Annotated in this window: 22 protein-coding genes and 1 pseudogene; 7 read left to right on the forward strand and 16 right to left on the reverse strand. The window is 70.0% G+C overall.

Annotation, left to right across the window (positions count from 1 at the left end):
* Nucleotides 1-191 precede the first annotated feature (191 nt).
* The 3 genes from uvrA to rsgA form a co-directional block, all read right to left on the reverse strand.
* Entirely contained in the window at nucleotides 192-3,167 is a 2,976-nt protein-coding gene (gene uvrA, locus ODJ79_RS06950) for an excinuclease ABC subunit UvrA (protein ID WP_263022472.1), read from the reverse strand.
* A 140-nt stretch (nucleotides 3,168-3,307) separates the two neighbouring features.
* Nucleotides 3,308-5,110: a hypothetical protein gene (locus ODJ79_RS06955; protein ID WP_263022473.1), complete on the reverse strand. Its 1,803-nt coding sequence runs from the start codon at nucleotides 5,108-5,110 to the stop codon at nucleotides 3,308-3,310.
* A 71-nt stretch (nucleotides 5,111-5,181) separates the two neighbouring features.
* Nucleotides 5,182-6,219 (reverse strand): ribosome small subunit-dependent GTPase A, encoded by a 1,038-nt coding sequence (gene rsgA / locus ODJ79_RS06960; protein ID WP_263022474.1) that lies wholly within the window; start codon nucleotides 6,217-6,219, stop codon nucleotides 5,182-5,184.
* Nucleotides 6,220-6,443: 224 nt separating this feature from the next.
* On the opposite strand from rsgA, the gene ODJ79_RS06965 reads away from it, so the two are divergent.
* Together ODJ79_RS06965 and ODJ79_RS06970 are read left to right on the forward strand one after the other, a co-directional pair.
* A complete protein-coding gene (locus ODJ79_RS06965; protein WP_263022475.1) occupies nucleotides 6,444-7,148 on the forward strand; it encodes a maleylpyruvate isomerase family mycothiol-dependent enzyme in 705 nt (234 codons plus the stop codon).
* A gap of 2 nt (nucleotides 7,149-7,150) precedes the next feature.
* Entirely contained in the window at nucleotides 7,151-7,798 is a 648-nt protein-coding gene (locus ODJ79_RS06970) for an MBL fold metallo-hydrolase (protein WP_263022476.1), read from the forward strand.
* Between the two features lie 142 nt (nucleotides 7,799-7,940).
* Here the strand turns inward: ODJ79_RS06970 and ODJ79_RS06975 are convergent, their stop codons facing one another.
* Together ODJ79_RS06975 and ODJ79_RS06980 are read right to left on the reverse strand one after the other, a co-directional pair.
* Entirely contained in the window at nucleotides 7,941-8,357 is a 417-nt protein-coding gene (locus ODJ79_RS06975) for a type II toxin-antitoxin system VapC family toxin (RefSeq protein ID WP_263022477.1), read from the reverse strand.
* The gene (locus ODJ79_RS06980) at nucleotides 8,354-8,626 is read right to left on the reverse strand and encodes a type II toxin-antitoxin system Phd/YefM family antitoxin (RefSeq protein ID WP_263022478.1); all 273 of its coding nucleotides are present in this window, start codon (nucleotides 8,624-8,626) and stop codon (nucleotides 8,354-8,356) included. Before ODJ79_RS06980 ends, ODJ79_RS06975 begins: the two co-directional genes overlap by 4 nt.
* Before the next feature lie 106 nt (nucleotides 8,627-8,732).
* Between ODJ79_RS06980 and ODJ79_RS06985 the strand changes: the two are divergent.
* Nucleotides 8,733-8,930, forward strand: a pseudogene (locus ODJ79_RS06985) (MBL fold metallo-hydrolase); the annotation flags it as partial.
* Between the two features lie 75 nt (nucleotides 8,931-9,005).
* Here the strand turns inward: ODJ79_RS06985 and ODJ79_RS06990 are convergent.
* The 3 genes from ODJ79_RS06990 to ODJ79_RS07000 form a co-directional block, all read right to left on the reverse strand.
* Complete coding sequence (locus ODJ79_RS06990) at nucleotides 9,006-9,506, reverse strand: hypothetical protein (protein WP_263022479.1); 501 nt, start codon at nucleotides 9,504-9,506, stop codon at nucleotides 9,006-9,008.
* Between the two features lie 64 nt (nucleotides 9,507-9,570).
* Nucleotides 9,571-9,849, reverse strand: coding sequence for a hypothetical protein (locus ODJ79_RS06995; RefSeq protein ID WP_263022480.1), 279 nt, complete (start codon nucleotides 9,847-9,849; stop codon nucleotides 9,571-9,573).
* Between the two features lie 61 nt (nucleotides 9,850-9,910).
* A complete protein-coding gene (locus ODJ79_RS07000; protein ID WP_263022481.1) occupies nucleotides 9,911-11,497 on the reverse strand; it encodes a methyl-accepting chemotaxis protein in 1,587 nt (528 codons plus the stop codon).
* Nucleotides 11,498-11,628: 131 nt separating this feature from the next.
* Here ODJ79_RS07000 and ODJ79_RS07005 point away from each other — a divergent pair, with 131 nt between their 5' ends.
* On the forward strand, nucleotides 11,629-12,489 hold the full coding sequence (locus ODJ79_RS07005; protein WP_263022482.1) for an ABC transporter substrate-binding protein: 861 nt from the start codon (nucleotides 11,629-11,631) through the stop codon (nucleotides 12,487-12,489).
* 18 nt (nucleotides 12,490-12,507) lie between these two features.
* On the opposite strand, the gene fdxA is transcribed toward ODJ79_RS07005, so the two are convergent.
* Nucleotides 12,508-12,828 (reverse strand): ferredoxin, encoded by a 321-nt coding sequence (fdxA, locus tag ODJ79_RS07010; RefSeq protein ID WP_263022483.1) that lies wholly within the window; start codon nucleotides 12,826-12,828, stop codon nucleotides 12,508-12,510.
* 44 nt (nucleotides 12,829-12,872) lie between these two features.
* Complete coding sequence (locus ODJ79_RS07015) at nucleotides 12,873-13,487, reverse strand: cysteine hydrolase family protein (protein WP_263022484.1); 615 nt, start codon at nucleotides 13,485-13,487, stop codon at nucleotides 12,873-12,875.
* 112 nt (nucleotides 13,488-13,599) lie between these two features.
* Here ODJ79_RS07015 and ODJ79_RS07020 point away from each other — a divergent pair, with 112 nt between their 5' ends.
* On the forward strand, nucleotides 13,600-14,223 hold the full coding sequence (locus tag ODJ79_RS07020; protein WP_263022485.1) for an ATP-dependent Clp protease proteolytic subunit: 624 nt from the start codon (nucleotides 13,600-13,602) through the stop codon (nucleotides 14,221-14,223).
* A 39-nt stretch (nucleotides 14,224-14,262) separates the two neighbouring features.
* Here ODJ79_RS07020 and ODJ79_RS07025 read toward each other — a convergent pair whose 3' ends face one another.
* Nucleotides 14,263-14,685 (reverse strand): uL11 family ribosomal protein, encoded by a 423-nt coding sequence (locus tag ODJ79_RS07025; protein WP_263022486.1) that lies wholly within the window; start codon nucleotides 14,683-14,685, stop codon nucleotides 14,263-14,265.
* A 165-nt stretch (nucleotides 14,686-14,850) separates the two neighbouring features.
* Nucleotides 14,851-15,660, reverse strand: a complete 810-nt coding sequence (locus ODJ79_RS07030) for a lytic transglycosylase domain-containing protein (RefSeq protein ID WP_263022487.1) — start codon at nucleotides 15,658-15,660, stop codon at nucleotides 14,851-14,853.
* 148 nt (nucleotides 15,661-15,808) lie between these two features.
* On the opposite strand from ODJ79_RS07030, the gene typA reads away from it, so the two are divergent.
* Nucleotides 15,809-17,674: a translational GTPase TypA gene (typA, locus tag ODJ79_RS07035; RefSeq protein WP_263022488.1), complete on the forward strand. Its 1,866-nt coding sequence runs from the start codon at nucleotides 15,809-15,811 to the stop codon at nucleotides 17,672-17,674.
* Nucleotides 17,675-17,808: 134 nt separating this feature from the next.
* Here typA and ODJ79_RS07040 read toward each other — a convergent pair whose 3' ends face one another.
* The 4 genes from ODJ79_RS07040 to rpsA form a co-directional block, all read right to left on the reverse strand.
* A complete protein-coding gene (locus ODJ79_RS07040) occupies nucleotides 17,809-18,837 on the reverse strand; it encodes a TerC family protein (protein ID WP_411267270.1) in 1,029 nt (342 codons plus the stop codon).
* Nucleotides 18,838-19,677: 840 nt separating this feature from the next.
* A complete protein-coding gene (uvrB, locus tag ODJ79_RS07045; protein ID WP_263022490.1) occupies nucleotides 19,678-21,795 on the reverse strand; it encodes an excinuclease ABC subunit UvrB in 2,118 nt (705 codons plus the stop codon).
* A gap of 601 nt (nucleotides 21,796-22,396) precedes the next feature.
* On the reverse strand, nucleotides 22,397-23,581 hold the full coding sequence (coaE, locus tag ODJ79_RS07050; protein WP_263022491.1) for a dephospho-CoA kinase: 1,185 nt from the start codon (nucleotides 23,579-23,581) through the stop codon (nucleotides 22,397-22,399).
* A gap of 229 nt (nucleotides 23,582-23,810) precedes the next feature.
* Nucleotides 23,811-25,319: a 30S ribosomal protein S1 gene (gene rpsA, locus ODJ79_RS07055; RefSeq protein ID WP_263022492.1), complete on the reverse strand. Its 1,509-nt coding sequence runs from the start codon at nucleotides 25,317-25,319 to the stop codon at nucleotides 23,811-23,813.
* A gap of 322 nt (nucleotides 25,320-25,641) precedes the next feature.
* On the opposite strand from rpsA, the gene ODJ79_RS07060 reads away from it, so the two are divergent.
* Nucleotides 25,642-26,490, forward strand: a complete 849-nt coding sequence (locus tag ODJ79_RS07060; protein WP_263022493.1) for a class I SAM-dependent methyltransferase — start codon at nucleotides 25,642-25,644, stop codon at nucleotides 26,488-26,490.
* Nucleotides 26,491-26,769: the final 279 nt, after the last annotated feature.

The raw sequence follows: 26,769 nt of genomic DNA on the forward strand, positions 1-26,769 counted from the left end.
TGTACGCGGTCGCGGCCCGGCCGGTTCAGGGTTCCCCCGAATTGTCCCGCCCCGGCGCGACCATTTTTCCGCTTCTGGGCGCCTTTGCCCGGCGCGTTTGCCGCGTCGTTACCCGCGGCATCGCACCCGGCAGAGCCTAGGAAGCCAAACGAATGCCGTTGCTATGAGTCACCTGTGACTCTGCTGGGACATCAGACCGTAGCCTTCGCCCGGCCACGCGTCGAGCGGGGTTTCGCCGCCGCCGCGGTCGCCTTCTTGGCCGCCGCGGTCCCGTTCGCCTTCGCCGCGCGGGCCGTCGCCGCCGGCGCCCCGGCCGGCTCGCCGGTCAGCGCCAGCGAGTGCCGCAGGAACTGGCCGGTGTGGCTCTCCGGCACCTCGGCCACCTCCTCGGGCCGGCCGGTGGCCAGCACCAGGCCGCCCTTGCTGCCGCCCTCGGGGCCCATGTCGATGATCCAGTCGGCGTTCTTGATCACATCGAGGTTGTGCTCGATGGTGATCACCGTGTTGCCCTTGTCGACCAGGCCGTTGAGCACCAGCAGCAGCTTACGGATGTCCTCGAAGTGCAGGCCGGTGGTCGGCTCGTCGAGCACGTAGACCGTGCGGCCGGTGGACCGCTTCTGCAGCTCGGAGGCGAGCTTCACGCGCTGTGCCTCGCCGCCGGACAGGGTCGGCGCGGGCTGGCCGAGCCGGACGTAGCCGAGGCCGACGTCGACCAGGGTCTTGAGGTGGCGGTAGATCGCCGGGATCGCCTCGAAGAAACCGGACGCCTCCTCGATCGGCATCTCCAGCACCTCGGAGATCGTCTTGCCCTTGTAGTGCACCTCCAGGGTCTCCCGGTTGTACCGGGCGCCCTTGCAGACCTCGCACGGGACGTACACGTCGGGCAGGAAGTTCATCTCGATCTTGATGGTGCCGTCGCCGGCGCAGTTCTCGCACCGGCCGCCCTTGACGTTGAACGAGAACCGGCCCGGACCGTACCCGCGGACCTTGGCCTCGGTGGTCTCGGCGAACAGCTTGCGGATGCTGTCGAAGACGCCGGTGTAGGTGGCCGGGTTGGACCGGGGGGTGCGCCCGATCGGCGACTGGTCGACGCCCACCACCTTGTCGACGTGCTCCAGGCCGGTGATCCGGGTGTGCCGACCGGGCACCATCCGGGCGCCGTTCACCTGGTTGGCCAGCACCGTGTACAGGATGTCGTTGACCAGCGTCGACTTGCCCGAGCCGCTGACCCCGGTGACCGCGATGAACTGCCCGAGCGGGAAGTCGACGGTCAGGTTGCGCAGGTTGTGCTCGCGCGCGCCCTGCACCACCAGCTCGCGGCCCGCGGTCTGCGGCCGCCGGGTGCGCGGCGTCGGGATCGACTTGCGGCCGGAAAGGTAAGCCCCGGTCGGCGACTGCTTGTTCGCCAGCAGGCCCTCGACCGAGCCGCTGTGCACGATGTGGCCGCCGTGCTCGCCGGCGCCCGGCCCGATGTCGACGATCCAGTCGGCGGTGCGGATCGTGTCCTCGTCGTGCTCCACCACGATCAGCGTGTTGCCCAGCTTCTTCAGCCGGACCAGGGTCTCGATCAGCCGGTGGTTGTCCCGCTGGTGCAGGCCGATCGACGGCTCGTCCAGCACGTACAGCACGCCGACCAGGCCGGAGCCGATCTGGGTGGCCAGCCGGATGCGCTGCGCCTCGCCGCCGGAGAGGGTGCCGGCGCCGCGGTCCAGCGACAGGTAGTCGAGACCGACGTCGACCAGGAACCGCAGCCGGGCGTTGATCTCCTTGAGCACCCGCTCGGCGATCATCTTCTGCCGGTCGTCGAGCTCGATCGTCGACAGCAGCTCGGCGCAGTCGCCCACCGACAGGTTGCAGACCTCGGCGATGCTCTTGCCGGCGATGGTCACCGCGAGCACCTCGGGCTTGAGCCGGGTGCCGCCGCAGACCGGGCACGGCACGTCGCGCATGTAGCCCTCGTACTTGTCCCGGGACCAGTCGCTCTCGGTGTCGTTGTGCCGCCGCTCGATCCACTGCACCACGCCCTCGAAGCCGGTGTAGTAGGAGCGCTCGCGGCCGTACTTGTTGCGGTAGCGGACGTGGACCTGGTCCTCCGACCCGTACAGGATCGTCTTCTGCGCGCGGGCCGGCAGCGCCCGCCACGGGGTGTCGACCGAGAACTTCTCCGCCTCGGCAAGGGCCTCGAGCAGGCGCAGGAAGTACTCCATGGTCTGGCCGCCGGCCCACGGCTGGATCGCGCCCTCGCGGATGCTGCGCTCGGCATCCGGGATGATCAGCTCGGGGTCGACCTCCTTCTTCGTCCCCAGGCCGGTGCACTCGGGGCAGGCGCCGTACGGCGCGTTGAAGGAGAAGACCCGGGGCTCGAGGTCCTCGATCGCCAGCGGGTGATCGTTCGGACAGGCCAGGTGCTCGGAGAAGCGGCGCTCGCGGCCGGGATCGTCCTCCGGCAGGTCGACGAAGTCGAGCAGCACGATGCCGCCGGCCAGGCCCAGCGCGGCCTCGACCGAGTCGGTCAGGCGCTGCTTGCTGGACGCCTTGACGCTGAGCCGGTCGATCACCACCTCGATGGTGTGCTTCTCCTGCTTCTTCAGCTTCGGCGGCTCGGTCAGCGGGTGCACCACGCCGTCGACCCGGGCCCGCGCGTACCCCTTGGACTGGAGCTCGGCGAACAGGTCGACATACTCACCCTTGCGGCCGCGGATCACCGGGGCCAGCACCATGAAGCGGGTGCCCTCGTCCATCGCGAGCACCCGGTCGACGATCTGCTGCGGCGTCTGCTTGCTGATCCGCTCGCCGCAGACCGGGCAGTGCGGGATGCCGGTGCGGGCGAACAGCAGGCGAAGGTAGTCGTAGACCTCGGTGATGGTGCCGACCGTCGAGCGCGGGTTGCGCGAGGTCGACTTCTGGTCGATCGACACCGCCGGGGACAGGCCCTCGATGAAGTCGACGTCGGGTTTGTCCATCTGGCCGAGGAACTGCCGAGCATACGACGACAGGGACTCGACGTAGCGCCGCTGGCCCTCCGCGAAGATCGTGTCGAACGCGAGGCTGGACTTGCCCGAACCGGACAACCCGGTGAAGACGATCATCGCGTCGCGGGGCAGGTCGAGGTTGACGTCGCGCAGGTTGTGCTCGCGCGCGCCTCGAATGATCAAACGGTCGGCCACCAGCCAGCCTCTCCGTACATGTGTTTGAAAGAGCCGCGGCCACTCTAGCGATGGGGTACGACAAGTTTTCGCCGGAACCGGCCCGCATGGGTGCAGCGCCTGTCACATCCTGCACATTCCCGCACTTCGCGCGGACATCCTCACTCCGTGGAGGGAATCGGCAACGCTCGCATGTCCCAGACGTCCACCCCGCCGATCTGCTGCGGCTCGCCGAGCGCGTCGGTCAGCGTGGCCAGCAGCGCGTCGCCGTTGCGGCTGCCCGGGATGAGCACGACGGCGCCGGCCCGCCAGAAGATCAGATCCTGCCTGATCCGCTGCCGTTCGTCGCCGGTGAGCCGGGCCGGCACGCCGTACTCGCGAACCCGCCACAGCAGGTGCGAGGTGAACCGGCTGGGCGCGTTCCACGAGCCGGTGCGGTCGGCCGGCGGGTTGGCCGGGCCCATGAAGTAGCCGCGCGGCGAGGAGTACTCGAGGTTGGTCAGCGCCGCCCAGCGCATCCCGCCGCGGCCGGTGGTGACCTCGGGCAGCGGCACGGTGACCAGGGTGCGGTCCCCGGCCACGTACGGCCGCCAGGTCCCCTGGGTCAGGAAGGCCGGCAGCGGATCGCCCGCGACGGTCGGCAGCGGCTTGGGCGCGAGCGGCACCAGCGCGAGCACCAGCCCGACCCGGAACCAGGTGCGGCGCCGGCCGGCCGGCCACTCGCGGGCCCGGTCGGCGGCCAGCGCGAGCAGCACGCCGGAGATCGTGGCGGCCACCATCGCGAACCGGGTCACACTCACCAGATTGATGATCGGCAGGTGGCTGACCAGCCCGAACGGCAGTGGGACCGCGGTCTCGTGGTTGAAGATCTTGAGCGTCGGGCCCATCGAGACGATCAGCAGCGTCAGGCCGGCGATCGCCGCGGCGCGGGCCGCCACGGTGCGCCACAGCACCACCACCGACACCACGATCATCACGAGGCCGACCGGACCGAAGAACGTGTTGTCCTCGGTGCCGCTCACGCTCATGTGCCGGGTCAGCCAGGCGTTGCCGGCCACCGACTGCCGGGCGAACGCGCCGATCGACAGCAGATCGGTCGAGTACTTGTCCGGCAGGAACGGCTGCCCGTGATAGCTGCCCGGGCCGGTGAACTGGAAGTACAGCGGATACGCCAGCAGCGCGCCGGCGGTGGCCACCGCGACGCCGAGGCCGGCCAGCACGTGCCGCGCCGCACGCTTCGCCTGCCGGGGAGCCATGATCGCGTACGCGATGACGAAGACGCCGAGCGCAAGCGCGGTGAAAAGCAGCGTCTCCTCGTTGATGAAGACCTGCAGCGCGACCAGCAGCCCCAGGATGATCCCGCCGCGGACCGCCCGGCCCGGCTCGCGCAGCCGCAGCACCTGCCAGACGATGAACGGGGTCACATACTGGCTCACGAAGTTCACATGCGCGTTCGCGTGCGACACCAGGGCCGGCGCGAACCCGCACCACAGGCCGCCGATCCAGGCCGCGACCCGGCTCGTCACCAGATGCCGGGAGAGCACCCAGTACCAGGCCGTGGCGGTGCCGAACAGGCCCAGGGTGAGCGCCAGCACCACGGCGACGCCGGGACCGAGCAAGTGGGTGATCGGCGCGAACGGGATCGTGATCGCCAGCACCGACGTGTTGGCCATCATGTTCACGCCGTCCGGCACGTTCATCCGGTCGTCGAACAGCGGGTTCGCGCCGTGGAACAGCACCCGCTCGCCGTGCGCGAACACGTACATGAAGAAGCCGTGGTCGTCCTTGTTGCTGGCCAGCACCTTGCCGCTCGGGTCCAGCCAGAGCTGGAGCAGGACCAGCACGGCGATCGCCAGGTAGCTCAGCGGCGCCCACAGATCGGCACGGCCGCGCCGGGCGACCGCCGGCGGCGTCGGAGCCTCGGGGGTCGCCGGCTGCTCGACCACCTCGTCCACCGCGCGCATCGCTGCATTCTGGCAGAGCCCCTCACGGGGCTGCCAATTCAGCCGCGAAGAGCCTTCACCACGCTGCCAATTCAGCCGCGACGATGCCGGTGACCGCCGGCCGCGGCCTGCCGGGCCCGCTGCCGGGCCGACTCCACCTCGACCTCGTGCCGCAGCTTGCGCCAACTGGCCAGCCGGCGGGCCGAGAGCGACCCGTTCTCCAGGGCCGCGGCGACCGCACAGCCCGGCTCGGCGCCGTGCCGGCAGTCGCCGTACCGACAGTGCGCGGCCAGCTCGGCGATGTCGGCGAAGGCCCGGTCCAGGCCCTCGGCCGTGTCCAGCAGGCCGACACCGCGGATACCCGGGGTGTCCAGCACCGCGCCGCCGCCGGGCAGCGGCACGAGATTGCGGTACGCGGTGGTGTGCCGGCCCTTGCCGTCCGCGTCCCGGATCGCCTGCACCGGCATCACCGCCGCGCCGGCCAGGGCGTTGACCAGGGTCGACTTGCCGGCCCCGGAACGGCCCAGCAGGGCCAGGGTGCGTCCGCCCTCGGCGTACCCCCGAATCTGGTCTATGCCTTTCCGGCCGCGCACGCTCAGCAGAACAACCGGCACCCCCGGCGCGAGCTCGGCGAACTGCCGGGCCACCGCCTCCGGGTCGGCGGACGTGTCGGCCTTGCTCAGCACCAGCACGGGCTTCGCCCCGGACTCCCAGGCCAGCGCCAGCAGCCGCTCGATCCGGGCGTCGTCGGGCTCGGGGTGGATCGGCTCGACCACCGCGACCGTGTCCATGTTGGCGGCCAGTAACTGGCCGGTGGCGTCCTTGTCGGAGGTGCGGCGGATCAACGCGGTACGCCGGGGCAGCACCGCCTCCAGCGTGACCCGGCGATCGGGCCAGCGGCGGGTGACCACCCAGTCGCCGGCGCAGGGCAACTTGACCGGGTCGTTCGCGGCGGCGAGCAGAAGGCTGCCGGCCAGGCTGGCCCGGGTGACACCCGACTCGCCGAGCACGGTGCAGACACCACGGTCGGCCCGCAGCACCCGGGCCGGTTCGGCGTCGGGACGGTCGAAGGGACGGTACGAGGATGCGAGGGAGTCGTCCCAGCCGAGCCGGGACAGGTCTTGCGACATGGGAACCCTTTGCGGGACGGGAGGGCGCCTGGCCGGGCGGTCAGGCGTCGACCTCCGGGTGAAGGGACGCGAAAACGAGTAACGGCACGTTCCCCACCTCCTCCGCGGGTCGGACCGGCGCGTCTGCGATCGACGGTAGGTCGTGGGCTACTTTGGCGAAAGCGAATTCCGTGCCGCTCGGCGAACCCGAGCCCCTCCCCCGCCGTACCGATAGGGTTTGGCACGTGACGATGGATCCGCTCGTTCTGCTCACCGATGTCGACCGGGCCACCGACAACCTGCTGCGCGCCGCCGCGGACCTCGACCCGGCGGTGGTGTCGGCGCCGTCGCTGCTGCCCGGCTGGACGGTCGGGCACGTGCTGACGCACATCGCGCGCAACGCCGACGCGTACACGAATCTGCTGACCTGGGCCCGCACCGGCGTGGAGACGCCGGCCTACGCGTCGCCGGCGGCGCGCGAGGCGGCGATCGCCGAGGGCGCCGGGCGTCCGCTGCGCGAACAGCTCGCGGACATCCGGGCCGCGCACGAGCGGTTCGCCGACGCGGGCGCCGCGATGCCGGCCCAGGCATGGACCTTCCAGCTGGACTCGATCAAGCTGCCGGCCGCCGGGGTGCCGTGGGCCCGGCTGCGCGAGGTCGAGGTGCACCACGTCGACCTCGGCCAGGGCTACACCCCCGCGGACTGGTCCGACGCGTTCGCGCTGCGTCTGCTCCGCGAGATCGTCACCACCGCGAGCACCGACTTCCCGCCGATGATCCTGCGCCCGTACGGCATCGACCACCCGCTGACCATCGGCACGGCGGACGACCCGCCGGTCGTGGGCGGCCCGACCAAGTCCCTCGCCGCCTGGCTGTCCGGCCGCGGCGACGGCGCCGACCTGACCGTCTCGCCGGACGGCGAGCTCCCTACCCCAGCGAGGTGGAAGTGACCATGGCCTACACCGGAGACGTCTCCCGCGGCGGCGCGCCCGCCGTCCGCACGCTCGACCACCTGACCATCACGAAGGTCTCGGTCGGCCCGATGGACAACAACGCGTACCTGCTGCGCTGCGGCGACGACCAGCTGCTGATCGACGCGGCCAACGACGACGAGACGCTGCTGGCCCTGATCGGCGACGCCGGCCTGGCCACGGTGGTCACCACCCACCGGCACGGCGACCACTGGCAGGCCCTCGAGGACGTGGTCTCGGCGACCGGCGCCCGCTCGCTGGCACACGCCGACGACGCCGGCGAGATCCCGGTGGTCACCGCCACGCTGGCCGAGGGCGACACGGTCACCGTCGGCGACTGCTCCCTCGAGGTGATCCACCTGGTCGGACACACGCCGGGCTCGATCGCTCTGCTCTACCAGGACCCGAACGGCCACGGCCACCTGTGGACCGGCGACAGCCTGTTCCCGGGCGGCGTGGGCAACACGCACGGCGACAAGGAAAACTTCGCGTCCCTGATCGACGACGTCGAGCGCAAACTCTTCGACCGCCTCCCGGACGACACCTGGTTCTACCCGGGCCACGGCAAGGACTCGACGCTCGGCGCCGAGCGCCCCCACCTCGCGGAGTGGCGCGCCCGCGGCTGGTGAGCAGCCGTCCATCTGCCCACCCGACCGCCGGCCAGATGACCACCGAACTAGCGGCCAGATGACCACTGATATAGCGGCCAGATGACCGTTGATCATGATGCGCTCCACGGCCGCATGGAGATCATCGGGTTCTGGCCGTCCCTCAATCGAAGGGGTTGACCAGCGGGACGCCGGTTCGAGCGACGTCAGCGACGTTACCGGTGACCAACGTCAGCCGGTGAACACTTGCCGTCGCGGCCATCAGGCCATCGATGACCGGCGGCGGCTCATTCGTGGCGCTCATCCGGCCCCACTCCTCGGCGACCTGCACTGTCACGGGTAAAAGGCGTTCCCGGTACGCGGCCGTCAGCCCGGAAAGCCAGCGTTCCAAGACGTCGGCCTGCTTGGGGTCACGTGGCCGAAGCCGGCCGATGCCGCGCCTGATCTCGCCGATGACCAACGTGCTGAGATAGACATCGGCGTGGGAGTGGTCGGCGTGCCACTTCGCGACGCGGGGGTGTGGCGCGGTCTTGCGGAGCTCGGAGACGACATTCGTATCAAGTAGGTACGCCACGGTCATCCGGCCAGATCGATGTCACGTGGTTGCTCACGCGGACGGTCGATCTCGGCATCGAGGTCGACATCATCGAGGGTGTCGACACGCAGGTACTCCATCAGGCCGACCTGCTCGCCTCGGAGCCGTCGGTATTCCGCGATGTCGATGACCACGGCGACCTCCGCGCCGTGCTTCGTGACAATCTGCGGCTCACCCGCCTCCGCAGCGCGCAGCACCTCGCTGAAGCGTTGCTTGGCTTCTTGCATCTGCCACCGCACGGGGAACACCTCCATGTCTAGACAGTCTAGACTTTAGCCTACCGGGCGGCTTGCACCCACCTTTCTTCACGAGGCCCGTGGCGGAGTGACGCAAGCAGTCCGAGCAAACGTCCGGCTGCCCGGTTCGTGGCTGTTCCCGGGCGGCGTGGGCACCACGCACGGCGACAAGGAGAACTTCGCGGCCCTGATCGACGACGTCGAGCGCAAACTCTTCGACCGCCTCCCGGACGACACCTGGTTCTACCCGGGCCACGGCAAGGACTCGACGCTCGGCGCCGAGCGCCCCCACCTGCCGGAGTGGCGAGCCCGCGGCTGGTGACCGGCCGGTCACCCTGCCCACCCAACCAGCGGCCAGGTGACCACTCAAGCGGGCACTGGCGGGGATGCTGCCCGCTCAGAAATGCCGGTTGATTCCGTACGGCGTCAGCCGCTCGTCCCACCCGCTGAACAGGTTGGTCATCCCGCGCACGGTCTGGAACCCAGCCCCCGCCGGAATCTGCACCGGCGTCTGGGTGCCGACCGCTAGTCCGTCGCTCGCCGTCGTGAAGACCAGAAAGCCGCTGCGGCGACGGCCGTCCAGATCGGTGATCCGGCCGAGCTCCCGGGACCACCGCGGCCCCGTCCGCTCCACCAGTAGGAGACGATCGGCGGTCAGGACCAGCAATGCGATCTCCTGCCGGAAACTCGCCGGCAGGTACCCCAGGTCGGTGCCACGGCGGGCCTGACCCGGCTCGCCGTGATGGAACAACCGTACGTCCGGCAGGACCGCGACCGGCCCCACCGTGACGTACCGGGCGTCGGCCGGCACGATTGCGGCCACCAGGTCGGCGCGCGCCATCTCGGACACCGCGCCCATCTGACCGAAGAATCGTCGCAACGTGTCAGCCAGGCCCATCTACTTCTCGCTGCCTTTCCGATGAGCGGACGGTCTTTCCGATGAGCGGATGGTTCGGCGTCGATCAGATATTCGACGAGAACGCGGCGAAGGTAGCGGCGGCGCACAGTGCAGTGACCGGGATACCCCACCATCGGGCGCGGGGCACGAGGAACCACCACGCGACCATGGGAGCGACGACGAGCGCCGCCATCAGCAAGCCGAACGTCACGGCGCCGGGCGTTGACCTGTGTCCCCCCGGCCACGGGTGGATCTGCCACATCATCGCGAGGTAGCCGCCGAAGGCGAAAAGCGCCCCGAGGTACGCGAGCACCAGCGCGACCACCACCCGGACGACCAGCACGCCTGTCAACACCTTCCGAAGATCCTCGTACGGGCCGAGGCTGATGACGCCGCCTCGGGAATCAGTCGAGGCGGAACTCCCGGACGAGGTTGCGCAACTGCCCCGCAAGCCGGGCCAGATCGGTCGCCGCGTTCTGGGTCTCGCCCGCACCGACCCGGGTCAGCGAGGCGTCCTGCATCACGGCCTGGAGCTCGCTGGAGATCCCGTCGACCGCCGTGACGGCGCGGGACACGCTGTCGGTGATGTCGATCGTGGCGCGGCCCTGGTCGTCGACCGCGACGCCGATGACGTCCTGGGTGCCGTTGATGTCACCGACGATGCGGGTCACCTCGGCCGTGGCACGGCGCATCGCCTGCGAGTCGTGCTGGATCGCCTCGATCCGCCGGGAGATGTCCTCGGTCGCCGCGGCGGTCTCCCGGGCCAGGTCCTTGACCTCCCCGGCGACCACCGCGAAGCCCTTGCCGTAGTCCCCGGCCCGGGCGGCCTCGATGGTGGCGTTGAGGGCCAGCAGGTTGGTCTGCTCGGCGATCGAGTTGATCAGCTTCACCACGTCGCCGATCTCGGCGCTCGAGGTGTCCAGCTGCTCGGCGAGCCGGCCGGAGGTCGCCGCGGCCGCCGCCGCGTCGGCGGTGATCCGCCGGGCGTCGGTGGTACGCGCGGCGATCTCGTCGATCGAGGAGCTGATCCGGCCGATGCCGCCGGCGGCCGAGCCGACCACGTCGTGCACCGTCCCGGCCGCCGCGGCCAGCGTGTCGGTCCGGGCCACGGTCGCCTGGGCGCCGTCGGTCAGGCTTGCGCTGGTCGCGTGCAACTCCTCGGAGGCGCTGCTGAGGGTCGCGGCGGCCTCGTCGAGATCGAGGAACGCCGAGCGGACGTTCTCCGACGCGCGGCTCATCGCGATGGTCAGCTCGGTCAGCTCGTCCGAGCCGGTGATCCGGGGGTGCACCGACAGGTCCTTCTCGGCGATGGCGTTCGCCACCCGCAGGCAGTCCGCCAGCCGGCGGCTGATGTGCCGGGCCAGCAGCATCGCGGGGCCGAGCAGCAGGACCGCGGCCAGCGCGCTGGCGACGATCGTCAGGTTGCGGGCGGAGCGCTGGACGGAGTCGGCGTCGGCGCTCGCCTGCTGCGACTCGGCCGCGATGGCCTTCTCGACCGGGCGGAGCGCGCTGATCAGCGTGTCGGAGGCCTTCTGGAACTGGGGCAGCGCCGCCCGCGCCCGGTCCTGCGACGGGTCGGTGACGCCGAGGTTCGCGAGGCTCACCAGGCGCTGGCTGAGCGTGATCAGCGTCTCGACCTTGTCGTCCAGGCCCTCGGCCGCAGCGCGCACGGACGACGGGGCCGAGTCGGCGTGCAGCGCCTCGATGCTGTCGCGCAGCGTCGCGGCGTCGCCGCCGAGCCCGTCGAGGGCTGCCCGGCGCTGGTCGGCGGTGCGCGCGACCATGGCCGCGAGCACGTCGCCACGGAGAACGGCCTGCGCGGCGGCGACCGCCTTGTCGGCGCGTTCCGCGTCGGTGGCGCGGACCAGCCGCTCCTGCGCCTGCTGCTGCCGCGCCGCGGCGAGCAGCCCGATCCCGCCCACCGCGAGAACGAGCACCAGGCCGGCGATGGCCAACGCGCCGATCTTGCGCCCCAGGCTCAACCGTGGCATGAGATCCCCCCTGTGTTCATCCCCCTTCGCATCGGTGAGTGCGAGGACTAGTTGAGGATTGAAATTCCCTCATTTTCATGACGTGGCCGTCGATTGAACGGACGCTCCACCAGGCTCGGGAAGGAAGAGACGTGCTCGCCAAGCCAGCCCTCGCGACGTTCGCCGTCGTGGCTGCCGTCGTTGTCGGCAGCGCCACCCTCACCTATGCCGCCCCGACCGGAGCGGACTCCGCCGCCGCGGCCGTGCCGGCCGACGTGCGCCAGGCCGGGACTCTCGTCGTGGCTGCGGAGTTCGGCTACCCGCCCTTCGAGGACTACGATGACCAGAAGAAGCCCGTGGGCGTCGACGTCGACCTGGCCACCGCGATCGCCGAACGGCTGCAGCTGCGCCTGGACTTCCGCGACGTCCCCTGGGACGACCTGATCCCCAACGTCACCGGGCGCAAGGCCGACGCGATCATGTCGGCGATGACCGACAACGCGGAGCGGCAGAAGCAGCTCACCTACGTCGACTACCTGGTCGAGGGCTCGCAGGTCGTGGTCGCCGGCGGTAACCCGCGCAACATCAGTGGCATCGACGGCATCTGCGGTCGCCGTGTCGCCCTCCAGGCCGACACCACCCAGGACGACCTGGCGCAGGCCCAAGCCGCCCTGTGCGCCGCCGCCGGGCGGAAGAAGCCGACCATCTTGCGGCTCGGGTCGGACGAGACGTACCCGATGCTGAAGGCAGGCAAGATCGACGCGGTCGTCGACGGCTACACCAGCGCCGCCTCCCAGATCAAGGACGGCGGGGGCGCCTTCGCCCTGGCCGGGGTCCAGGTGGAGGCCAGCCCCATGGGCATCGGCATCTCCCGGGACCGCACCGACCTGCGCCACGCCGTGCAACTCGCGCTGCGCGAGATCATCGCCGACGGCACGTACGTGAAGATCCTCGACAAGTGGGGTCTGAAGGCCGAGGCGCTGACCACCGCGGCCATCGACGGCGGCGTCTAGCGCCGCCCGCCCCCGGCCCTACTCGCCGGCCGGGGGCTGCGCCGCCACGAACGCGGCATCCTTGTCGATCTTGCCAAGCTTCGCCGCGCCGCCGGGCGAACCGAGATCCTCGAAGAACTCGTAGTTCGCGTTCGTGTAGTCCTTCCACTGTTCCGGGACGTCGTCCTCGTAGAAGATCGCCTCGACCGGGCAGACCGGCTCGCACGCGCCGCAGTCGACACACTCGTCCGGGTGGATGTAGAGCATCCGGTTGCCCTCGTAGATGCAGTCGACGGGGCACTCCTCGACGCACGCCCGGTCGAGCACATCGACACAGGGCTCGGCGATGATGTAGGTCATTCAAGCAATGTAGAACAGGCCCTCAGCCCCGCCGCCAACCGGCCTCACAGAGCGGCTATCACCTGCGCCGACTCGACCGGGATCGAGAACATCGGATAGTCGTACGCGATCGCGTTGTCGTGCTCCTCGGGCGAGGTCGCCGCCGTGCAGTCGGTCAGCGTGATCACCCGATAGCCGTTCTCGTACGCGCTGCGCATCGTCGACTCCACGCAGCAGTTCGTCAGGAACCCGCCCAGGATCACCGTCTCGATGCCCCGGCTGCGCAGGATGAAGTCGAGGTTGGTGCTCGCGAACGTGTCGAGGCCGCGTTTGCCCTCGATCACGATGTCCCCCGCCGCCGGGGTCAGCCGGTCGACGATCGCCGCGCCCCACGTCCCCTTCACGAAGGCGTTCCCGTCGACAACACCTTTCAAGATGCCGTACGGGTGCCGCGACAGCTCGCCGTAGCCCGGCGCGAACGTGATCGGCGCATGCATGATCGTCACGCCGGCCCGGCGGGCGGCCTCGACCAGCGCCACGGTCTTGTCCAGCATCCCGGTCTTGTCCATGACCGGCGCCACCGCGCCGTGCAGCACGCCGCCGTCGGTGGTGAACTCGTTCTGGTACTCGATCAGCACGACCGCGGTCTTCGCCGGGTCCAGTTGCAGCGTCTCCGACATACCCAACCTCCTGTGGCCCTGGTCACCGTTCTCCAAAGCAAGCACGCCAGATCCTCCGAAGCAAGCACGCCCCTGGCTACGCTGGCAGGAAAGAGGCATCGGAGGTAATTCGGTGAACCTGCGACACGACCCGATGCGCTGGGGCCAGCCCCCGCACCACTCCCCCGAGCCCTGGCCGCCATCCCACCCCGGCGCCGGTCCCGCGCTGCCCGGCTGGCTCGAGGAGCGCCTCTTCGACCAGCGGATCGTCATGGTGCGCGGCCCGCTCACCAACGAGGCCGCCACCGGCATCGCCGCCGCCCTGCTCACCCTCGACACGGCCGGTCCCGCCCCGGTCCAGCTGCACGTGGCCAGCGACGGCGGCGAGCTCGGCGCCGCGCTCGCCGTGATCGATGTGATCGACGCGATGACCGCGCCGGTGCACGCGCTGGTCACCGCCCAGGCCGGCGGCGCCGTGGTGGCCGTGCTCGCGGCCGCCGACAAGCGCGCCGCCTACCGGCACGCCCGGTTCAAGCTCACCGAGCCCCGCGCGGCCGGGGTGACCGGCACCGCCGACGAGGTGACCCGCGCCGCCGGGCAGCACCTGCGCGAGCTGGAAGAGGTGGTGCTGCGGCTGGTCGAGGTCACCGGGCAGACCCGCAGCCGGATCGAGGACGACCTGCAGGCGGGCCGCTCCCTCACCGCGCAAGAGGCGGTGGAGTACGGCCTGATCGACGAGATCGTCGGGAAGGCATGAAAAAAGGGGCCCCGCGGGGCCCCTTTTTCACCGAAAAGCTCAGGCGACCTTGACGCCCATCGAGCGCGCGGTGCCGGCGACGACCTTGATCGCCGCGTCGAGGTCGTTCGCGTTGAGGTCGGGGAGCTTGCGCTCCGCGATCTCCTTGATCTGCTGCGCGCTGAGCGTGCCGACGGTCTGCGTCAACGGGTTCGACGCGCCGGACTGGATGCCCAGGGCCTTGCGGATCAGGAAGCTGGTCGGCGGGGTCTTGTAGGCCAGCGTGTGGCTGCGGTCCTCGTAGACCGACACGATCACCGGGATGATCTCGCCACGGTTCTTCGCCGTCGCCTCGTCGTACTCCACCTTCACGGCACGCATGTTGGCCCCGGTCGGACCAAGCATCTTGCCGAGGTCGACCATCGCGGCGTTACCCGCCTCAAGCGCGAGGGTTACCTCATGGGTCTTCTTCTTGGGCGGCATTGCGTAGGGCTCCTTTAGGTGAGCTGCACGGGCCGTAAGACGCAGCTCGCCAGCTAGAAATCAACACACGACAACCCCGGGACCTTACTACCGCGTCGCCGGACGGGTCAAAACGGGGGTCCCGGGTTCCACCGGCAAGTGTAGCGCGACGCTCGGGCGCACCCGTCAGTAGGTGTCACAGAAGCAGGACTTCATCAGCGAGCGCACCGTGTTCACGTAGTCGGCGGACGGCAACTTCTTGCTGGCGGCCGCCGCATCGACGGTGCCGGACCCGACGTGGTAGGCCGCGATCACGGCGTTGAGCAGGCACCACGATGTGGTCGAGGAGCACTTCGACGTACTCAAGCTGTAGTTGTCGCTCTTGAAGTAATGATCGCCCATCCACTTGGTCAGCCAGGCCAGGTAGTTGGCGCCGAGGATCGCGTTCTGCTTGTAGTCCCTGACGTCGTAGGACTGCTCGAACCGCGTGTTGATCATGTCGACCGTGCCCGGCATCAGCTGCATCAGGCCGAACCCGCCGTCGCAGTTCACGATGTTGGACTGCCAGCCGCTCTCGTTCCACGCCACGCTGCGCACCAGGTCGGACGACACGGTCAGGGTCGGCGCGCTCGTCGGCCAGTAGTGCTTGGCGGCCGCCGCGTTCAGCGCCGCCTTGGCCGACTTCTTCGAGACCGCCTTGCCATCGTAGTGGTAGCAGTCGGCGTGCTGGAAGTTGTTCACCGGCCCGGTGGGCGTCGGCTTGGTCGTCGCCTTCGTCTTCGGCTTCGCCGACGTCTTGGACGGGCTCGGCGACGGCGTCGGCGACTCGGCGGCCAGATCGTCGACCGTCGGCTCCGCCGACGGCGGCTCGGTGTCCCAGACCGGGCCGGAGTTCGGCTGCGTGGCCGCCGCGTTCTTGTCGTGGCCGGTCAGCCCGCACCCCGCCGCAACGACCAGCGCGACCGCCGCCGCCAGCACCTTCGCTCGAAGACCCATCGACGAAATACCTCCCCGTTAGACGCCGGAGGCGAAATCTAACAGGCTTCGCACAGTGTTCGCCGCCCGGCAAAACGGACAAAGGGCTCATCGTTCGTCGATTGACCCCGCACCCGCGACAGCAACCGAGACCGGCGACAATGGGAGCATGCAGACCCGCACCGACCTCCGCAATGTCGCCATCATCGCTCACGTCGACCATGGCAAAACCACCCTGGTCGACGCCATGCTCCGGCAAGGCGGACAGTCCCACGCGCGCGGCGAGATGACCGACCGCGTCATGGACTCCATGGACCTGGAGCGGGAAAAGGGCATCACCATTCTCGCCAAGAACACGGCCATCAGCTACCAGCCGGTCAACGGCGACCCGGTCACCATCAACATCATCGACACTCCCGGCCACGCCGACTTCGGCGGCGAGGTCGAGCGCGGCCTCACCATGGTCGACGGGGTGGTGCTGCTGGTCGACGCGTCCGAGGGCCCGCTGCCGCAGACCCGGTTCGTGCTGCGCAAGGCGCTGCAGGCCCGGCTCCCGATCATCCTGGTGATCAACAAGGTGGACCGGCCCGACGCCCGGATCAAGGAGGTGGTGGACGACACGTACGCCCTCTTCTTCGATCTTGATGCGGACGAGTCACAGATCGACTTCCCGATCGTCTACGCCTGCGCCCGCGACGGCATCGCCTCGCTCAGCCAGCCCGCCGACGGCACCGTCCCGCAGGACAGCGAGAACCTCGAGCCCCTGTTCACCACGATCCTCGAGACCATCCCGGCGCCGACCTACCACGAGGACGCGCCGCTGCAGGCCCACGTCGTCAACCTCGACTCGTCGCCGTTCCTCGGCCGGCTCGCCCTGTGCCGCGTACACGAGGGCACGATCCGCAAGGGTCAGACCGTCGCCTGGTGCAAGACCGACGGCACCATCGCCAACGTGCGCATCTCCGAGCTGCTGATGACCGAGGGCCTCGAGCGCAAGCCGGCCGAGAGCGCCGGCCCCGGCGACATCATGGCGATCGCCGGCATCCCCGACATCATGATCGGCGAGACCCTGGCCGACGCGGAGAACCCGCAGCCCCTGCCCCTGATCACCGTCGACGAGCCGGCCATCTCGATGGTCCTGGGCACCAACACGTCGCCGATGGTCGGCAAGGTCAAGGGCGGCAAGGTCACCGCCCGCATGGTCAAGGACCGCCTCGACCGCGAGCTGATCGGCAACGTCTCGCTGCGCGTGCTCCCGACCGACCGCCCCGACGCGTGGGAGGTGCAGGGCCGCGGCGAGCTCGCCCTGGCCATCCTGGTCGAGCAGATGCGCCGCGAGTCCTACGAGCTCACCGTCGGCAAGCCCCAGGTGGTCACCAAGACCATCGACGGCAAGGTGCACGAGCCGGTCGAGCGCCTCACCATCGACGCCCCCGACGAGTTCATGGGCGCGATCACCCAGCTGCTGTCCACCCGCAAGGGCCGGATGGAGCAGCTCACCAACCACGGCACCGGCTGGCTGCGGATGGAGTGGCTGGTCCCGGCGCGCGGCCTGATCGGCTTCCGCACCGAGTTCCTCACCGAGACCCGCGGCACCGGCATCATGCACCACCTCTTCGAGGACTACGAGCCCTGGTTCGGCGAGCTGCGCACCCGCAGCAACGGCTCGCTGGTGGCCGACCGGGCCGGCGTGGTCACCGCGTTCGCGATGACCAACCTCCAGGAGCGCGGCCAGCTGTTCGTCGAGCCCACCACCGAGGTCTACGAAGGCATGATCGTCGGCGAGAACTCCCGCCAGGACGACATGGACGTCAACATAACCAAGGAGAAGAAGCTCACCAACATGCGCTCGTCGACCGCCGACGAGACGGAGAAGCTGATCCCCCCGCGCAAGCTCTCCCTCGAGCAGGCCCTCGAGTTCTGCCGCGAGGACGAGTGCGTCGAGGTCACCCCCTCGGCGGTCCGCATCCGCAAGGTCATCCTCGACCAGCAGACCCGCGGTCGCCAGGCCGCCCGGCGCAAGCACCAAGCCTAAAAACATTCAGAGGTACGCCCGGCGGGCTCCCCAACCGCATCGAGGCCGTACCCGATTCACCTCGCGAGCTCTCCCGGTGGTCGCGCCTTTGCCGCGACCGCCGGGCTGAGCTGCCCACTCAAGCTTTCCAACCCTCAGGCTTTCGCGTGGTTCAGTTCTCTTTTGCGGTCGCGGCTCGACTTCGCCAGGCTGGCCAGCGTCGCGAAGGCCAGCGTGCCGATGATGATCAGCAGGCTCAGCCAGATCGAGATCTCCGGCGCCCAGTCCACCCCCGCTCCGCCGTTGATGAACGGCAGGGTGTTGGTGTGCAGCGCCTCGGAGAAGAGCTTGACGCCGATGAAGGCCAGCACCGCGGCGAGGCCGTAGTTCAGGTAGACCAGGCGCTCGAGCAGGCCGCCGAGCAGGAAGTAGAGCTGACGCAGACCCATCAGGGCGAAGACGTTCGCGGTGAAGACCAGATACGGCTCTTTGGTGATGCCGAAGATGGCCGGGATCGAGTCGAGGGCGAACAGCAGATCGGTGGTCCCGATCGCGATCATCACGATCAGCATCGGGGTGAACAGGCGCTTGCCCGCCGAGGTCACCGTGGTCAGCCGCCCGCTGCCGAACGAGGAGGAGACCGGCAGGGCCCGCTTCGCCCACCGGATCAGCACGTTCTCCTTGAAGTCCGACGCGTCGGCCTCACCCTCCTTCAGCAGCGTCACCGCGGTATACACCAGGAACGCGCCGAAGATGTAGAAGACCCAGGAGAACTGCGTGATCATCGCCGCGCCGGCCGCGATGAACAGGCCGCGCATCACCAGCGCCAGCACGATGCCGATGAGCAGCACCTTCTGCTGGAACTGCCGGGGCACCGCGAACCGGGCCATGATGATGACGAAGACGAAAAGATTGTCGACGCTCAATGAGTATTCGGTGAGCCAGCCGGTGTAGAACTCGCCCGCGTAACTACCGCCCGCAACGATCCAGACGCCGACCCCGAAGAGAACCGCCAAGCCGACGTAGAACGCGACCCAGGCGCCCGACTCCTTCATCGAGGGTTCGTGCGGTCGCCGGCCGATGATCAGCAGATCGACGGCCAGGACGGCGACGAGGGCGACAAGGGTGGCGATCCACACCCAGGCGGACACAATCAACGAGGACCTCCGGCAGACACGGGTCATCGCCGTGAACGCCCGAGGTCGAGCGAGCACAGCGACGTGCGGCTGTCGGAGGTCTCTTCCGCCGCCTGAGCGACCACCGGCCCCGGGTAGCCCCACCAGGGACATTCCGTGCTGACGAGACCGGTGCGAGGGAATACTCCCCTCCTACGGCAGCCATTGTGTCTCATCCCGAGACCAATGGCACGGCACCACGAAAAGGCATGTCCCGGCCGACGACCGAAACCACCCATCCAGTTAGGTTCCGCTAACCAGTCTAGCGCGCCGCCGACGGACCTCGTTCATCCCCAGCTGACGACCAGGTCACCCCCGCTGTGACCAGCGCCGCCCCGCTCAAGCTTCCTAGGAGGCTAGCTCACTCGCCCCGACCACCCGCACCCCGCACCCGACGGCCACCCGCACCGCATGAACCGCAGTCGCCCGCACCGAAACACGCAACCAGCGACAGCCACCCACCCCGCCGGACCGCACCGGGCCCCCGCCCGGCCGCACCGCACCGTGCCGATCCTGGCCGCACCGCACCGCCGGGCCGCACCGCGCCGCCGGGCCGCACCGCACCGGGCCGGACCGCACCGCGCCGCTCCTGATCGCACCACGCCGCACCGCCGGGTCGGACTGGGCCGCACCGCACCGCGCCCGGCCGCACCGCGCCGCCGGGCCGGACTGCATCGCACCGGACCGCGCCTGGCCGCACCGCACCGCACCGCACCACCGGGCACCGGGCACCGGGCACCGGGCACCGGGCACCGGGCACCGGGCACCGGGCACCGGGCACCGGGCACCGGGCACCGGGGCGAACGACGACCGCCCGCGCCAGGGCACCGGGGCGAGCGACTGCCGTCCCTACTTCACGCCGGCCATGTCCATGCCGCGGAGCTCCTTCTTCAGCTCGGCCATCTCGTCGCGGATGCGGGCGGCCAGCTCGAACTGGAGCTCTCGGGCCGCCGCCAGCATCTGGTCGTTCAGGTCCTGGATCAGCTGGGCCAGCTCGGCACGGGCCATGCCGGCGCGGGCCGTGCCGCTCGACGCGCGGGCCTTCGACCTGGTCTCGGGGACCGGGGCCTTGCCACGCGAGATCTGACGGCCGCCGCCGCCGACCATCGGGCCGCTGACCGCGGCGTCGGTGTCCTCGGCCTCGCGGTAGATGTCGTCGAGGATGTCGTGGATCTTCTTGCGCAGGGCCTGCGGTGTGATGCCGTTGGCCTCGTTGTGGGCGATCTGCTTGGCCCGGCGCCTGTCGGTCTCGTCGATCGCGTCCCGCATCGACGGGGTGACCTTGTCGGCGTACATGTGGACCTCGCCGGAGACGTTACGCGCGGCCCGGCCAATGGTCTGGATCAGCGACCGCCCGCTGCGCAGGAAGCCCTCCTTGTCCGCGTCGAGGATCGCCACCAGCGACACCTCGGGCAGGTCGAGGCCCTCGCGCAGCAGGTTGATGCCGACCAGCACGTCGTAGTCGCCCTTGCGCAGCTCTTTGAGCAGCTCGACCCGGCGCAGCGTGTCGACCTCGGAGTGCAGGTAGCGCACCCGGATGCCGTTTTCCAGCAGGTAGTCGGTGAGGTCCTCGGCCATCTTCTTGGTCAGCGTGGTGACCAGGACCCGCTCGTTGCGCTCGGTGCGCAGCCGGATCTCGTGCATCAGGTCGTCGATCTGGCCCTTGGTCGGTTTCACCACGACCTGCGGGTCGACCAGGCCGGTCGGCCGGATCACCTGCTCGACGAACTCGCCCTGCGCCTGCTGCATCTCCCACGGCCCGGGGGTCGCCGACAGGAACACCATCTGGCCGACCCGCTCGAGGAACTCGTCCCACCGCAGCGGCCGGTTGTCGGCGGCGCTGGGCAGCCGGAACCCGTGCTCGATGAGGATCCGTTTGCGGGAGGCGTCACCCTCGTACATGCCGCCGATCTGCGGAATGGTCTGGTGCGACTCGTCGATGACCGTGAGGAAGTCGTCGGGGAAGTAGTCGAGCAACGTGTACGACGGTTCGCCGTAGGTGCGGCCGTCCATGTGCATCGAGTAGTTCTCGATGCCGTTGCAGAAGCCGACCTGGCGCATCATCTCGACGTCGTACGTCGTGCGCATGCGCAGCCGCTGCGCCTCGAGCAGCTTGCCCTGCCGCTCCAGCTCGGCCAGCCGCTCCTCCAGCTCGGCCTCGATGCCGCGGATCGCCCGCTCCATCCGCTCCGGGCCGGCCACGTAGTGCGTGGCCGGGAAGATGATCAGCTCGCTGACCTCGCGGATCACCTCGCCGGTCAGCGGGTGCAGGTAGTACAGCTTCTCCACCTCGTCGCCGAACAGCTCGACCCGGACGGCCAGCTCCTCGTACGCCGGGATGATCTCCAGCGTGTCCCCGCGCACCCGGAAGGTCCCCCGTTGGAAGGACATGTCGTTGCGCGCGTACTGGATGTCGACCAGGCGGCGGAGCAGCTTGTCGCGGTCGACCTCCTCGCCGACCTTCAGCCGGACGGAACGGTCCACGTACTCCTGGGGGGTGCCGAGGCCGTAGATGGCGCTCACCGTGGCGACCACGACCACGTCCCGCCGGGTCAGCAGGGACATGGTGGCGGAGTGGCGCAGGCGCTCGACCTCCTCGTTGACCGAGGAGTCCTTCTCGATGTACGTGTCGGTCTGCGCGATATAGGCCTCGGGCTGGTAGTAGTCGTAGTAACTCACGAAGTATTCGACGGCGTTGTTGGGCAGCAGCTCGCGAAACTCCTTCGCCAGCTGGGCGCAGAGCGTCTTGTTGGGCGCCAGCACCAGCGCGGGCCGCTGCAGCCGCTCGATCAGCCACGCGGTCGTCGCGCTCTTGCCGGTGCCGGTGGCGCCGAGCAGCACCGTGTGCCGGTCGCCGCGCCGGACCCGTCGCTCCAGCTCGTCGATGGCCGCCGGCTGGTCACCGGCGGGCTGAAACTCACTGACGACCTCGAACCGGCCGTCGAGAACTGGGATGTCGAGCGCCATGGGGACAACCGTACGTCGGGGGTATGACAAGTTCTCCGGGTCGCGGGACCCTCTCGGCGAACCTCTGTGCTGAGGGTGCACATTCGCCGTGTTGTCCGGCCTTGCGGGCCTCGCCTAGCCTGTTCGGGTAGGCCGCTCGCGGCGGCCGCCCGGCACGATGACGGATCACCACACGGTCCGTCCGTCCGGACCGTGGTCGATGCGCCCCGGACTCTTCCGGGCATGCGCACCCACGGGGGTCGCGCTGAGCGCTGACCGGCCGCCGCGAGCGCCCTTCTCGTCTCGGCACAGGTACGGCCTGGGCCGCGCCCGCCGCCTATCCACCCGCGCACCGTCGGGCACCCGCGCGGCCGTCACGCCACCTCGCGCACCATCGGGCACCCGCACGGCCGTCACGCCACCCCGCGCACCCGCGCGGCCGTCACGCCACCCCGCGCACCATCGGGTACCCGCACGGCCGTCACGCCACCCCGCGCACCCGCACGGCCGTCACGCCACCCCGCGCACCATCGGGCACCCGCGCGCCCGTCACGCCACCCCGCCCACCGTCGGGCACCCGCGCGGCCGTCGGCCAGCGACTCGTCGACCAGGCCGGGCCGGGTTACTCGCCGGGCTCCCAGCCGGTTTCCTCCGCCCAGTCGTCGGCCGCCCGCGCCTCCGCGTCGAACCACGGCTCCTTGGCCTCGCCGTACGCGAAACGGTCTTGGTGCTCGCAGGACCACTCGGCCTTCGCCGCGGCATAGGCGTCCCGCGCCGCCGGGATCGCGCGCAGGTGGTCCCGCATGAGCAGGGCGAACCGCCAGCCCGGCGAACCGGCCACCCGGACGTGCAGGTTGACCGGGCGACCGGGGTCGGCGTTGCCGTGCAGCCTCTTCGGCCAGGTCTCGCCGGGCACTCCGCGCGCGTTGTCGGCCCACTCCCCCGCGCGCCGCGGGAAACCGGCCTCGGCCAGCCGGTCGGCCAGCGCGTCGGCCTCGTCGAGGGTGCGCACGGCCAGCATCAGGTCGATGACGTCCTTGGCCGGCAGCCCGGGCACCGCGGTCGAGCCGATGTGCTCGATCGCGGCCTCCGCGCCGATCGCGTGCCGGATCCGGGCGATCAGCCGAGCCGCCTGCCCGGGCCAGCTCGGGTCGGGCTCGGCGATCACCAGCTCGTGGCCGGCCGGGGCGGCGACGTGCAGCCGCAGGTGCTGCTCGAACGGCACGAGCCGCTCCCGGTAGAGCAGGTCGACCTGCCCGTGCAGTTGCTCCATCGTGCCGTTGTTGTCCACCACGACGTCGCAGGCGGCCCGGCGCCGGGCGTCGTCGGCCTGCGCGCCGATCCGCGCGGTCGCCTCCTCGGCGGTCATCCCGCGGGTCTGCTCGAGACGCCGCAGGCGCAGCTCATGCCGGGTCTCCACGACCAAGACCAGGTGGTACGTGGGTGGCAGCCCCGTCTCGACCAGGAGCGGCACGTCGTTCACCACGATGGCGTCGGGCGCGGCCGCCCGGGTCATCTCGACGGTCCGCTCGCGCACCCGGGGATGGATGATCCGCTCGAGCCGGCGGCGGGCTTCCTCGTCGCCGAAGACCTTGGCCGCCAAGGCCGGCCGGTCGAGGTCACCCGCGCCGGTGAGCACGCCGGACCCGAACACCTCGACGATCTCGGCGAGCCCCGGCGTCCCGGCCGCCACGACCTCGCGGGCCAGCTTGTCCGCGTCGATGATCACCGCACCGCGCTGCGCGAGCCGCCGCGCGACCGCACTCTTGCCCGCCCCGATCCCGCCCGTCAACCCGACCCTCAGCACCGCCCAATTATCGCCGTTGAACGCGGCCTGAGCCCGTCCGCCCCCGCCCGCACATGCCCAAGGCCACCCGGGCCGCCCGCGCATGGCGAAGGCCCGGACACCCACCCAACGCGGCCCGGACACGGCGAACTGCCGCCGCCCGGACACGGCGAACGGCCCCCGCGGCCCGGACACGGCGAAGGGCCGCCCCTAACCGGGACGGCCCTTCGTGCTGCTGCTACGTGCTACCTCAGTTCTTGCCGCCGGCCAGCTTCTCGCGCAGGGCAGCGAGAGCCTCGTCGGTGGCCAGGGTGCCGGACGGCTCCTCGGCGGCGCGCGCCGGAGCCGGCGAGCTCGACGAGGTGGCCGAGGCGGCGGCAGGGCCACCAGCGGCGGCCGGCGCCGGGTTGAGCGCGGCCTCGGCGTCGGCGTCGCGGGACGCCTGCACCTGCTTGGTGTGGGCCTCCCAGCGCTCGCGGGCGTCGGCGTACTGCTTCTCCCACGTCTCGCGCTGCTTCTCGAAGCCCTCGAGCCACTCGCCCGTCTCGGGGTCGAAGCCCTCCGGGTAGATGTAGTTGCCCTCGGCGTCGTAGGTCGCGGCCATGCCGTAGAGGGTCGGGTCGAAGTGCTCCTCGCCCTCGACGAAGCCCTCGTTGGCCTGCTTGAGCGACAGCGAGATGCGCCGGCGCTCCAGGTCGATGTCGATGACCTTGACCAGGACGTCGGAGCCCACCTGGACGACCTGCTCGGGCAGCTCGACGTGCCGCTCGGCCAGCTCGGAGATGTGCACCAGGCCCTCGATGCCGTCGTCGACGCGGACGAACGCGCCGAACGGAACCAGCTTGGTGACCTTGCCCGGGACGATCTGGTTGATCGCGTGGGTGCGGGCGAACTGACGCCACGGGTCTTCCTGGGTCGCCTTCAGCGACAGCGAGACACGCTCGCGGTCCAGGTCGACGTCGAGCACCTCGACCTCGACCTCCTGGCCGACCTCGACGACCTCGGAGGGGTGGTCGATGTGCTTCCAGGAGAGCTCGGAGACGTGCACCAGGCCGTCGACGCCGCCGAGGTCCACGAACGCGCCGAAGTTGACGATCGAGGAGACGACGCCCTTGCGGACCTGGCCCTTCTGCAGCTTGTTGAGGAACTCGGTGCGCACCTCGGACTGCGTCTGCTCGAGCCACGCACGGCGGGACAGGACCACGTTGTTGCGGTTCTTGTCCAGCTCGATGATCTTCGCCTCGAGCTCGCGGCCGACGTACGGCTGCAGGTCGCGGACGCGCCGCATCTCGACCAGCGAGGCCGGCAGGAAGCCGCGGAGGCCGATGTCGAGGATGAGACCACCCTTGACGACCTCGATGACGGAGCCACGCACGACGCCGTCGTCTTCCTTGATCTTCTCGATCGTGCCCCAGGCCCGCTCGTACTGAGCGCGCTTCTTGGACAGGATCAGGCGGCCTTCCTTGTCCTCCTTGGTGAGAACAAGAGCCTCGATGTGGTCACCGACCGACACCACTTCCGCGGGGTCCACGTCATGCTTGATCGACAACTCGCGCGAGGGGATGACGCCCTCGGTCTTGTAGCCGATGTCGAGCAGGACCTCGTCCCGATCGACCTTGACGACGGTGCCTTCGACAATGTCGCCGTCGTTGAAGTACTTGATGGTCTCGTCGATGGCGGCGAGGAATGCTTCCTCGGACCCGAGATCGTCGACGGTGACCTTGTTGGCGCTCGAGGTGGCCTCGATGCTGCTCGTCATGTGGACAGTTGCTCCGAACGGATGGTTTTGTGGTGTCTCTCGCGCTCCACGAAACTGCCGACGGGCACGACACAACCGAGCGAGAAAGACCGGACCGGGAAAGATCAGATCCTTGCAGTCGATCGTGCTGCGACCGACGACCACGGAGCCTGCTCCCTGCCGAGGCACACGATCCGCGAGCGCATCGACTAGCTTACCGTGCGCATTACCACAGGTTGCAAGCCCTCCCGACGACCGCGGCACAATGTTCGGAGGAAACCCCCCAGTCTGCCCGAAATATGCCGAATCAGGACCGCGACACGCCCTCGCGTACCGTGGTTGTGTGATCGATGTTCCGAGTCCCGGGACGGCTGTCCCGGCCACCGAGACGACGGTGCTGCGCCGGCCGGTTACCGACGACGAGAGCCGACATGCCAGCCGCGCCTGGTGGGATCTCGACGCCGACGCCTACCAGGGCGAACACGGCGCTTTCCTGGGCGACAACGACTTCGTCTGGTGCCCCGAGGGGCTTCGCGAGGCGGATGCCCGGCTGCTCGGCGACGTGCGCGGCAAACGGGTGCTCGAGTTGGGCGCCGGTGCCGCCGCCGGCGCGCGCTGGCTGGAGGGGCAGGGCGCCGACGCGGTGGCCATGGACCTTTCCGCGGGCATGCTGCGCCAGGCGCGGGGCGGGGAGGAGCGGTCCGGCGTACGCGTGCCGCTCGTGCAAGCCGACGCACTGGCCCTCCCGTTCGCGGAGAGCATATTCGACATCGTCTGCACCGCCTTCGGGGCGATCCCGTTCGTGGCCGACTCGGGTGCCGCGATGCTCGAGGTGGCCCGGGTGCTCAAGCCCGGCGGCCGATGGGTGTTTTCGATCACTCACCCGATGCGCTGGATCTTCTGGGACGAGCCGGACGAGAGCGGCCTGATCGCGCGGAACTCGTATTTCGACCGGCGGCCGTACGTCGAGGTCGACGAGCAAGGCCGGCCGACCTACGTCGAGCAGCACCGCACGCTCGGCGACCGGGTGCGCGAGCTGGTCGCGGCCGGCTTCGTGCTGCGCGACCTGATAGAGCCCGAGTGGCCCCCCGGCCACGACCAGATCTGGGGCCAGTGGAGCCCCCTACGAGGCCGCCTGTTCCCCGGCACCGCCATCTTCATAGCCACCCTGCCAACAGCCCAACCCACCTAAGGCCCAGCCCACCAAGGAGCCGCCCCGCCCAGAGGCCAACCCACCCAGAGCCGACCCACCAGAGCCGACCCGCCCAGGAGCCGACCCCGTCCGGGGCCAACCCGCCCGGGGCCAACCCGCCCAGGGCCAACCCGCCCAGGGCCAACCCGCCCGGGGCCAACCCGCCCGGGGCCAACCCGCCCGGGGACCACAATTCACCCCGGTGTCTGCGGGGTGCCCCCCATCCGGCAACGGCCCGCGATCGCCCCGCTGATGAGGAGAGGCCGCTTTTCGGCACCG

Source organism: Actinoplanes sp. KI2 (assembly GCF_025630775.1).
GTDB lineage: Bacteria > Actinomycetota > Actinomycetes > Mycobacteriales > Micromonosporaceae > Actinoplanes.